Origin of the sequence: Dactylosporangium salmoneum (genome assembly GCF_039532525.1) — a bacterium.
Taxonomy (GTDB): Bacteria; Actinomycetota; Actinomycetes; order Mycobacteriales; family Micromonosporaceae; genus Dactylosporangium; species Dactylosporangium salmoneum.
This window is the reverse complement of record NZ_BAAARV010000049.1, coordinates 56,225-66,295: the sequence shown is the minus strand read 5'-3', so window position 1 is coordinate 66,295 and position 10,071 is coordinate 56,225. Positions and strand designations below refer to the sequence as shown.

General features: G+C 73.9%; 12 protein-coding genes. 1 reads left to right on the top strand and 11 read right to left on the bottom strand.

Features of this window, described 5'->3' with window-relative positions:
* From ABD352_RS28260 to ABD352_RS28210, 11 genes are all read right to left on the bottom strand, one after another.
* Positions 1-935 (bottom strand): serine/threonine-protein kinase (locus ABD352_RS28260; RefSeq protein ID WP_344615538.1); only part of this gene is annotated, 935 nt, incomplete at its 3' end.
* Between the two features lie 77 nt (positions 936-1,012).
* Positions 1,013-1,774 carry a polyphosphate--glucose phosphotransferase gene (ppgK, locus tag ABD352_RS28255; protein ID WP_344615537.1) on the bottom strand — a complete coding sequence of 254 codons (762 nt, stop codon included), beginning with the start codon at positions 1,772-1,774 and terminating at the stop codon, positions 1,013-1,015.
* Between the two features lie 90 nt (positions 1,775-1,864).
* A complete protein-coding gene (locus ABD352_RS28250) occupies positions 1,865-2,125 on the bottom strand; it encodes a Prokaryotic metallothionein (protein WP_344615536.1) in 261 nt (86 codons plus the stop codon).
* A gap of 168 nt (positions 2,126-2,293) precedes the next feature.
* Positions 2,294-3,856 (bottom strand): SpoIIE family protein phosphatase, encoded by a 1,563-nt coding sequence (locus ABD352_RS28245; RefSeq protein WP_344615535.1) that lies wholly within the window; start codon positions 3,854-3,856, stop codon positions 2,294-2,296.
* Positions 3,853-5,577, bottom strand: coding sequence for an ATP-binding response regulator (locus ABD352_RS28240; protein ID WP_344615534.1), 1,725 nt, complete (start codon positions 5,575-5,577; stop codon positions 3,853-3,855). Before ABD352_RS28240 ends, ABD352_RS28245 begins: the two co-directional genes overlap by 4 nt.
* Positions 5,574-6,611, bottom strand: a complete 1,038-nt coding sequence (locus ABD352_RS28235) for an ATP-binding protein (protein WP_344615533.1) — start codon at positions 6,609-6,611, stop codon at positions 5,574-5,576. The genes ABD352_RS28240 and ABD352_RS28235 overlap by 4 nt, the downstream gene beginning before the upstream one ends.
* A complete protein-coding gene (locus ABD352_RS28230; protein ID WP_344615532.1) occupies positions 6,599-7,018 on the bottom strand; it encodes an ATP-binding protein in 420 nt (139 codons plus the stop codon). Before ABD352_RS28230 ends, ABD352_RS28235 begins: the two co-directional genes overlap by 13 nt.
* Positions 7,011-7,412 carry an STAS domain-containing protein gene (locus ABD352_RS28225; protein WP_344615531.1) on the bottom strand — a complete coding sequence of 134 codons (402 nt, stop codon included), beginning with the start codon at positions 7,410-7,412 and terminating at the stop codon, positions 7,011-7,013. The genes ABD352_RS28230 and ABD352_RS28225 overlap by 8 nt, the downstream gene beginning before the upstream one ends.
* The gene (locus ABD352_RS28220) at positions 7,412-8,263 is read right to left on the bottom strand and encodes an STAS domain-containing protein (RefSeq protein ID WP_344615530.1); all 852 of its coding nucleotides are present in this window, start codon (positions 8,261-8,263) and stop codon (positions 7,412-7,414) included. The genes ABD352_RS28225 and ABD352_RS28220 overlap by 1 nt, the downstream gene beginning before the upstream one ends.
* 307 nt (positions 8,264-8,570) lie before the next feature.
* The gene (locus tag ABD352_RS28215) at positions 8,571-8,717 is read right to left on the bottom strand and encodes a nickel-binding protein (RefSeq protein ID WP_344615529.1); all 147 of its coding nucleotides are present in this window, start codon (positions 8,715-8,717) and stop codon (positions 8,571-8,573) included.
* Positions 8,718-8,968: 251 nt separating this feature from the next.
* Complete coding sequence (locus ABD352_RS28210; RefSeq protein ID WP_344615528.1) at positions 8,969-9,214, bottom strand: hypothetical protein; 246 nt, start codon at positions 9,212-9,214, stop codon at positions 8,969-8,971.
* Between the two features lie 35 nt (positions 9,215-9,249).
* Here ABD352_RS28210 and ABD352_RS28205 point away from each other — a divergent pair, with 35 nt between their 5' ends.
* Positions 9,250-10,038: an SAM-dependent methyltransferase gene (locus ABD352_RS28205; protein WP_344615527.1), complete on the top strand. Its 789-nt coding sequence runs from the start codon at positions 9,250-9,252 to the stop codon at positions 10,036-10,038.
* Positions 10,039-10,071: the final 33 nt, after the last annotated feature.

Genomic DNA, 10,071 nt, shown 5'->3' with positions numbered 1-10,071 from the left:
GGCGCGGGCGGCGACTGCGGGCGCACCGCCGCCGCCCCCGGGGCGAACGCCGTCCGGTCGCGACGGCCCGGCCGGGGCTGCGCGGGGGCGGAGCCGCGGACCGTGGCGGCCACCTGGGCGGCCGCCGGGTCGTCCTGGCCGACCAGGGCGAGCAGCACCTGCTGGGCGGTGGGCCGCTGGTCGGGGTCGGCGCGCAGGGCCCGGCGCACCACGTCGGCGAGGGCCGTGTCGAGGCCGGTCAGGTCGGGCTCGACCGTGTCGCCCGGGTTGAATGCGGCCTCGGGCAGCGGCATGCGGCCCGTCCCGGCCCAGGCGACGAGCAGGCCCCAGGCGTACACGTCGCTGGCCTGGCTGGGCGGCCAGCCGCGGACCTGCTCCGGCGCCAGCCAGCCCGGGGTGCCGAAGTTGGGCCCGGCGCCGCCGTGGTGGCCGCCGGACTGCCCGAGCAGCCGGGCCACGCCGAAGTCGATGACCTTCGGCCCGAACGGCGAGAGCAGCACGTTGCGCGGGCTGAGGTCGGCGTGGACCAGGCCGACGGCGTGGATGGCGGTCAGCGCGGCGGCCACCCCGACCGCGACCGCCTCCACGTGCCCCGCGAGGGGCCCGTTGGCGGTGGCGTAGTCGTGCAGGGAGGGACCGGCGACGTACTCGGTGACCAGGTGCGGGACCGGGCCGTCGAGGGCGACGTCGAGCACTCTGGCGGTGCAGAACCCGGCGACCCGGGACGCGGCGGCCGCCTCGGCGGCGAAGCGGTGCCGGAACATCGGGTCGCCGTGCAGCGCCGGGTTGATGACCTTCAGGGCCACGCGCCGGCCGTCGGGGGCCTCGGCGAGGTACACCGTGCCCATCCCGCCGACGCCCAGCAGGCCGCGCAGCCGGTACGACCCGACCGAGGCCGGATCGCCGGCGCGCAACGGCGCGGGTGGGTCCCCCATGGAAGCCATGGTGCCTCACCCGCGCACATCGGATGAAATCACCACCGCACCGGCGGCGGGTGTTACCGATTCGTTGCTCAGGCGGCGCCGGCGCGCCGGGCCGCGAGCAGGGCGGCGCCGACGATGCCGGCGTTGTTCTGCAGCGCCGCCGGCACCACCTTCGTCGGCACGTCGACCATGTGCAGGAACTTCTCCGCCTTCCGGCTGACCCCGCCGCCGATGATGATCAGGTCGGGCCACAGCAGGGCGTGCAGGTGGCGCAGGTACGTCTGCACCCGCTCGGCCCACTGCGGCCACCCGAGGTCCTCGCTCTCCCGGATGCGGTCGGAGGCGTAGTCCTCCGCGTCGCCGCCGTGCAGGTGCAGCCCGCTCATCTGCAGGTGCCCGAACTCGGTGTTGGGCACCAGGCGCCCGTCGACGAACAGGGCGCTGCCGATGCCGGTGCCGAACGTGACCATGACGACCAGCCCGCCGACGCCTTTGCCCGCGCCGTACTCCAGCTCCGCCACCCCGGCCGCGTCGGCGTCGTTGAGCACGGTCACGGGCCGGCCGAGAGCCTCGGTGAACAGCTGCTCGGCCGGCGCGTCGACCCAGGACTTGTCCACGTTGGCGGCCGTCTTCGTCACGCCGTGCTGCACCACCGCCGGGAACGTGATGCCGACGCTGGCGGCCGGGTCGAACGAACCGGCGACCGCCTTGACGGTGGCGACCACGCTGGTCACGTCGGCCGGCTGCGGCGTCTCGATGCGGACACGGTCGGCCGCGAACACACCGGTGGCCAGGTCGACCGGCGCCCCTTTGATGCCAGATCCACCGATGTCGATTCCCAGGACGACCACAGCTGCTCCTTCACCGTCGGGGCTCCGCGTTGTACCGTGCGGCTAACCCAATCATGGCGGGACGCGGCAATGATCACCGGGGGAACCGCGTCACCCCGGGTAGGCGCCCACCGTGTCGCGGATCTCGAAGCCCGCGGCCGAATCGGCGGTACGGGCGCAGTGCGCGCAGCAGTAGAACCGGCCCGACACCTCCGAGCCATGCCCGACGATGCGGGTGCCGCAGTGCTCACACACCGGCGCCAGCTTCTGGATGGCGCACTCGAACGAGTCGAACGTGTGCGTCCCCCCGCCGACCGTGCGCACCTCGAAAGCCATGTAGTAGTCGTTGCCGCAGGTCTCGCAGACCGCCATTGTCAATCCCCCGTGGCTCGCTGTTGCCGTTACGCTCTTCGGATCGCGCGCTGCAGACTCCACTGCGCTCTTCGGATCGCGCGCTGCAGACTCCACTGCGCTCTTCGGATCGCGCGCTGCAGACTCCGCTCGAAGCGTGACCCGGGCCCGGCACGAGCCGCAACAGGATCAGGCGGAATTCCCCCGGCGGATCACCAGCAGGGCGACGTCGTCGTCGGTGTCCTCACCCAGCCCCGCCAGCAGCGCGTCGCAGAACTCGTCGAGGGTGTCCTGGGACAGGTTGTCCAGCAACGCCTCGCCGAGCCGCTCCATGCCCTCGTTGAACGTGAACCCGCGCCGCTCGATGAGCCCGTCGGTGACCAGCACCAGCAGCTCCCCCGGGGCCAGCGTGAACACCGTCTCCCCGTGGTGCGGGGTCGGCACCCCCAGCAGCGCCACCCGGCTCTCCACCGCCGTGATCCGGCCCCCGGCCACCCGCAGCGGCGGCGGGTGCCCGGCGTTGGTCATCCGCACCTCGCCGGAGGCCAGCTCGATGCGCAGCAGGCACATCGTGGCGATCTCCTCCGGCAGGAACCGCAGCATCATCCGGTTGAGCCGCTCCATCGTCGGCCCCGGCGCGTGGTCCTCGGCCAGGTACGCCCGCAGCGCGTGGCGGACCTCGGCCATGATCGTCGCGGCCCGCAGCGAGTGCCCGGCCACGTCGCCGATCGCCGCCACCACGTGCCCGTCGACCGCCACCACCTCGTAGAAGTCCCCGCCGACGGACGCGTGGTCGCTGGCCGGGCGGTAGCGCACCGCGATCTCGTAGCCCGGCACCGGCGGCAGCGACGCCGGCAGCATGCTGCGCTGCAGCGTCAGGGCCGTACGCCGCTCCTCGTCGTAGCTGCGCAGCGCCTCCACCGCCAGGGCCATCGCCTGACCGAGCTGGCGCAGCACGTCGGCGTCGTCGTCGCTGAAGCCGGCCGCCGGCACCGCGATGTGCAGCGGCTCCCGGCCCTCCTTGGCCCGGGCCACCACCCGCCACACCGGCGCCCCCCACCATGTCCCGCCGTCGTCGCCGAACAGCTCCGTGCCGGGCTGCCCGTCCAGCGGGTCGAAGTCGAACTGCACCCGGTGCGCGGGGCGCAGCCGCGGCACCGCCCCCGGCGCGTCGACCTGCACCGCCACCGCGCCGGTCTCCGGGGAGGCGGCGGCGACCGCCACCGGCCCTTCGAAGACCCGGGCGGCGCCGGCCGCGCCGAGGCGCAGCAGCTCCGGCAGGCTGGTCGCCGCGTTGATCGCGGCGGTGGTCTCCACCAGGCGGGTCAGCCGCCCGGCGAGGCGCTCGGCGCGCTGGCGGGCGCGGGAGTACCGCAGCAGGGCGCCCACCGTGGCGAGGAGCTCGTCAGGGTCGATCGGCTCGGCGAGGTACGCGTCGGCGCCCCGGGTCAGCCCCTGGGTGCGGTCCACCGCGTGCACCGCGGTCGCCGAGATGTGGATGACCGGCACCGCGGCCGTGCGCGGGTCGTCCTTGATCCGCTCCGCCACCTCGAAGCCGTCGATGTCGGGCAGCCGCACGTCGAGCACGACCAGCTCGGTCGGGATGGCACCGTCGTGCAGCAGGGCCAGGGCGTCCGCGCCGGTCGCCGCCTCCGTGACCCGGTGGCCCTCCCGGCGCAGCCAGCTCGTGATGACGTAACGCTTGGACGGGCTGTCGTCCACCACCAGGATGTCGGCGGCAGCGGTGCTCACGCCGTCAGCCCGGCCACAAGGTCGATGACGGTCTGGCGGCTCAGGTGCTCCTTCGCCAGCACGGCCCTGGCCCGGCCGAGCAGCCGCGGGTCGAACTCCGAGGTGTCGGCCGCCGTCACCACGAACACCGCCACGCCGGCCAGCGCCTCGTCGTCCAGCCGGGCCAGCAGCTCGGTGCCGTCGCCGCCGGGCATCCGCAGGTCCAGGAAGATCACCGCCGGCCGCTCCCGGGCCGCGATCGCCAGGCCCGAGCGCACGTCGGCAGCCTCGCTCACCTCGGCGGCGACGCCCGAGAGCAGCTGGCGCAGCAGGTGCCGGGCGGCCGGGTCGTCGTCGACCACGAGGGCACGCTCGACGCGGGGCAGCCGTTCCTGCGGGGGCTCCTCCGGCAGTACCGGCGCCAGCGGAATCACCAGCGTGAACGTGCTGCCCTCGCCGGGCTCGCTCACCATGCTCAGCGCGCCGCCCAGCAGCGCCGCCAGCCGCCGCGCGTACGGCAGCCCGAGCCCGGTGCCGCCCGTCTGATGGGCGCCGCGCACCTGGTGGAACTCCTCGAACACGCGGGCCTGCTCGGCGAACGGGATGCCGATGCCGGTATCGCTCACCGCGATGAACAGCTGGTCGCCGTCGACCCGCCCGGCCATCCCGACCGTGCCCGACTCCGTGAACTTCAGGGCGTTGGTGAGCAGGTTGCGCAGGATCTGCGTCAGCAGCGTCTCGTCGCTGACCAGCGCGGCCGCCGGCGGGTCCGCCACCTCCAGCGCCACCGCCGGCTTGGCCAGGGGCCGCAGGGTGCCGCGCAGCTGCCCGAAGACCGCCGCCAGGTCGACCGGCCCCCAGTTCGGCTCGAGCCGCCCCGACTCCGCCTTGGCCAGGTCCAGCAGGTCGTTGACCCGGGCCAGCAGGTCCGCCGCCGAGCCCTGCACCAGCTCCAGCTGGTGCTGCTGCTCCCCGCTCAGCGGCTCCGAGCGCGGGTCCAGCAGCAGCCGGGTCAGCCCGATGATCGCCGTCACCGGCGCCCGCAGCTCGTGCGACACGTTGGCCAGGAACCGGCTCTTCGCCTCGTTGGCCTCCCGCAGCTGGGCCGAACGCTCGTCCAGCTCCGCGTACAGCGCCACCACGCCCTGGTTGGTCTGCTCCAGCTCCTCGGACAGCTGGGTGTACAGGGCCATGACGCCCTTGTTCGTCTCCTCCAGCTCCGCGTTGAGCTGCAGCAGCTCGTCCCGGTGGGCCTGAACCTCCTCGAGCGCGGCGACAAGCTGCCGGTTCTGCACGCTGAGCTCGTCCAGCGCGGTCGTGGGCACGCTGCGGGCCAGCTCCGCCCGCGCCTCCCCGAGCCGCTGCGGGTCGACCTGCGCGGGCAACCGGCGCGTCAGCACGATCCGCTCGTCCTCCACCCGCACCTCATCCATCAGCCGGGCGGCCGCCGCGACCCCCTCCGTGGTCTGCTTACCCAACCGCTCCGATGACAGAACAATGACCAGGTGCGGGCGGGGCGCCGCGGCCGTCGCGAACGTCACCTCGGCCCCGGGCACCTCCCGCCCGATCTCGCTCAGCGCCGTGGCCACCCGGACCTGGTCCTGATGCTCCATGCCCAGCGCGGCGGCCACCTCCCGGCCCCGCTGGCGCAGCACGAACACGTCGTGATCCTCGCGCAGCACCATGCGCAGCACCGGCACGGCGCCGGACGGCAGCGGCTGGGGAGGGGGCCCACCGTTCACGCCGGCTCACCCCCGCGCGCGACGGCCACGCACGCGTCGTCGCGGCGCACCCCCGCGTCGCGCAGCAGCGTCGCGGCCACCAGCAACGGCTCCCGCCGGGCCAGGCCCGGGTAGTCGCGCAGGCTCCACCGGTCCGACACCCCGTCGGAGTGCAGCACAACGACCCCCTCGGCCGGCAGCTCGTAGGAGAACTCGCGCACCGCGCGCGACTGGTGCCCGACGATGCCCGGCATGCTCACCATGCCCCGCCGGTCTCCGTCGGGAAACGCGATCGTCCCCGCCACGTTGCCCAGCCCGGCGAAGTGCACCGACCCGCCACCCAGCCGCGCCACCGAGGCCGCCGCGCCCCGGGTGTGCGACACGGCCCGGTGCACGTGCTCCACGATCCCCGCCGGCGCCTCCAGCGACGAGGCCAGGAACGCGTCGACGACCGCCGCCGCGGCCGCCGCGGCCAGCGACCCGTGCCCCAGCCCATCGGCCACCAGCACCAGCAGCGACCCGTCGGCGGCCGCGCGGGCGGCGTACCGGTCCCCGCACACCCTCTCGCCGATGATCGGCCGGGACAGACCCGCGACCCGCGCCCGGGTCTGTGGCACCGTCGTCTCCGGCCACAGCTGGGCGGTGAACACCGTGCCACGGCCCGGCTGCGAGTAGCCGGTCGCCGAGTCCGACAGCCGCCCCACGGCACCCAGCCCGATGCCCAGCGTCCCCGCCGTCGACGTGCCGTCCCGCGAGCTGAGCAGCAGGTCCGCCATGCCGGGACCGGCGTCGACGGCGATCAGCTCGATCCCGCCCACGTCACCGCGGCGCAGGCAGCGCACCGACAGCGCACCGGCGTCGGCGTGCCGGTGCAGGTTGGACGCGAGCTCGGCGGCGACGATCGCCACCTCCCCGGCCCGCTGCTCGCTGAAGCCGAGCCGGTGGGCGCAGTCGACCGCGACCCGCCGCGCGATGCCCGCCGCCGCGGCGTCGTCGACCGTCAGCCAGCCCAGTTCCTCGACCGTCGGCACGCCGAGGGCACTCACCGCGCCCACTTGGTCACCGCGATGCGCGTCCCGGCGCCCGGGCTGGTGTCGATCTCGAACTCGTCGACCAGCCGGCGCGACCCGCTCAGGCCGAGGCCCAGGCCGCTGCCGGTGGTGTATCCGTCGGTGAACGCCAGGCCCAGGTCGGCGATGCCGGGCCCGGTGTCGGCGAACTCGGCCCGCACCCCGGCCCGACGGCCGTTGTGCACCGCGACGACGATCGCGTGCCCCCCGCCGCCGTGGATCAGCGTGTTGCGGGCCAGCTCGCTGGCGGCGGTGACGAGCTTCGTCTGGTCCACCAGCGGCAGCTTCGCAGCCACCGCGGCGACCCGCACGGCCTGCCGGACCCGCACGACGTCCTTGTCGTCGGCGATGTCCAGCCGCAGCGGCTCAGCCTCGGGGGCGAGGTCAGACACCGTCGTCCTCGGCCACCGTGAGCACCCCCACGCCGTGGATCTGCTTCGACGCGGCCAGAATGTCCAGGGCCTTGTCCACGTTCAGGGCGGTGCGCACCCCGTTGAGCGACAGCCCCAGCTCGACCAGCGTGATCGCGACCGCCGGGCGCATGCCGACCACGACCGTCTCCGCGTCCAGCACCCGCGACACCGCCGCGATCGTGGACAGCATCCGCCCGATGAACGAGTCGACGATCTCCAGCGCCGAGATGTCGATGACCACGCCGTGCGCCCCGGTCTCCACGATCCGGTCGGACAGGTCCTCCTGCAGCTGCATCGCGGTCTGGTCGTCGAGATCGATCTGGATCGACACCAGCAGGATGTCGCCGATCTTCAGGACGGGCACCCGGTCCATCAGAGCGCCCGGGCCTTCTTGGTGAACTCCACGCCGCTGGCCCGCAGCGCGTGCACCAGCGCGTCGGCAAGGGTCGCCTTGGTGACGATGTCGCCGAACTCGATGCCCAGCGCCACGACCGTCTGCGCGATCTGCGGCCGGATGCCGGAGATGATGCACTCCGCGCCCATCAGCCGGGCCGCCACCACGGTCTTGAGGATGTGCTGCGCCACCTGGGTGTCGACCGCCGGCACGCCGGTGATGTCCACGATGGCGAAGCCCGACCCGGTGTCGACCAGGGTCTGCAGCAGCTTCTCCATCACGACCTGGGCGCGGGCCGAGTCCAGTGTGCCGACCAGCGGCACAGCCACCACGCCGTCCCACAGCTTCACCACCGGCGTGGACAGCTCCAGCAGCTGCTCGGTCTGGTCGGCGATGATCCCCTCGCGGGTCTTCGTGTAGGACTCGAAGGTGTAGAGGCCCATCTCGTCCACGAGCAGCGACAGCACCAGGAAGTCGGCGGTGACCTGGTCGGCCTCCTCGCCGAGCCCGATCACGACCTCCTTGACCGCGAACACCAGGTTGGCCGTCTCGGTCGGGGTGAACCCCTGCCGGGCCCACGCCCGGGACAGCTCGACGAGCGCGGCCCTCGACTCGCCGCCGTGCGACCCGGTCAGCTCTCCGTCGCCGGCCCCCTCCAGCATGCCCAGCAGCGCGCCGTAGATCTCCCGGACCTGCCCGGCCAGCTCGGGGTCGGTGAGGCGGCCCCGCAGCGTCCGCGCCGCGACCTCCACCCAGCGCTTCAGGATCTCGTCCTCGTGCGTGCGCAGGAGCGCGCTGAGCCGCTGCCTGGCCTCGGCGTTCACCTTCACCCGTCCACTCCCCCTACGAAATGCTCGATTCGCAGTGGACGGTACCGCCCGCCGCTCACCCAGGCGAACGCGGACACCTCTTTGTCATGTCGCAACTTTTCCGGCCCGCCGCCGACCGGGGCTTCCGTCCCTGTCGATCGGCCACACGGCAGCGCCACCACCGGCCGGCGGGCGACCGGCGACACGAACCCGACCGGATGGACGGGTGGCGCCCGCCGGCCCAGGGCCTGTCCTCCCTCGCGGGGCGCCCGATGTCGCCGGCGACACGGCGCCTACACGTCCTAGGAAACTAGGCCGAGACGGGTGCTCAGACCTCGATCGACAGCTCGTACACCTCGGTCGTCGGATGGCCGGCGCGCTCGTGCACCCGCATCACGGCCTCCTTGCTCCGCCCCGTCGACAGGCAGAAGACCTTGCTCGACTCCGGGTCGAGCCACGCCCGCTCGAAGTGCACACCACGATTTCGGCGTGCGCCAGGCGTTGCCGGTGCGGCCCGGCAGGTGAGCCCGGCCCTGGTGGGCCGCGACGACCTGCTGGCCCTGGCCGCGCGCCGGCACGCCGAGGCCACCCAGCGGCGCGGGCACCTGCTGTTCCTGGCCGGCGAGGCGGGAATCGGCAAGACGCGGCTGCTGCACGAGCTGCTGGGCGGGCGTGCGAAGCCGGGCGCAGGTCGCCGCGTGAGTGTCGGCGCCCCAGGGTTTCGATTTATAGGGTTGCGAGCCTCGTCTCGCGCTGGGCAGACTCGACCGCCTCGCCTCGCGTGTCGCCGAGCCACACCACCGGGCTAACCGGGGCGCCGACGCTTGTGAGCAGGCCGGTCTCGTCGGTCCACGCGACCAGCGGCAACGGCTGCACGTGCTCCGTCTGCCAGCCGATCACCCGGCCGGCCTGTATCTCGTGCTCCGCCGCCGTGGCCAGCCACAACGGCGTGTTCTGCGTAATGATCGTCATGCCAGGGTGATGCCCCGGCAACGGAGGGTGCAACCATGCGTGAGCTCGACGACCTGCTCGACGAGGGCGCGACGGTGCCGGTCGAGGGCTGGGACTTCTCCTGGTTCGCCGGGCGGGCCACCGAGGAGCGGCCGCCGTGGGGGTACGCCCGCCTCCTCGCCCGGCGGCTGGGCACCGCGACCGCCGCGCTGGACCTGCAGACCGGCGGCGGCGAGGTGTTCCGAGAGGCCCTCGACGGCGCGGCCGCGGCCGGCGGCGGACCCCGGCGGGTGGCGGCGACCGAGTCGTGGGCGCCGAACGCGGCGCTGGCCCGCGCCGCCCTCGCGCCCTACCGCGCCGAGGTGGCCGAGGTCCCCGACGACGCCGTGGCGCCGTTCGAGCCCGGCGCGTTCGACCTGGTCAGCAGCCGGCACCCGGCGACCGTGCACTGGCCGGGCATCGCGCACGCCCTCGCGCCCGGCGGGACGTACCTCGCCCAGCACGTCGGGGTCGGCACCGCCGCGGCCCTCACCGACTTCATGATGGGGCCGCAGCCGGTCAGCGACGGGCGCAGCGTGGCCCGGGCCGCCGAGGGGGCGGCGCGCGCCGGCCTGCGGGTCGTCGACGTGCGCGAGGCGACCCTGCGGCTGGAGTTCTTCGACGTCGCGGCGGTGGCGGTGTTCCTGCGCAAGGTGATCTGGATCGTGCCGGATTTCACGATTTCGCGGTACCGCGGGCAGCTGGCCGCTCTCCACGAGCACATCGGCCGGGAGGGCAGCTTCATCGCGACCACGACGCGCTACCTGATCGAGTGCCGTAAGCCACACGGAGTGGACGGATGGTGAACGCCCGTTGGGGCAGTGGGGATAGTTTGAAGC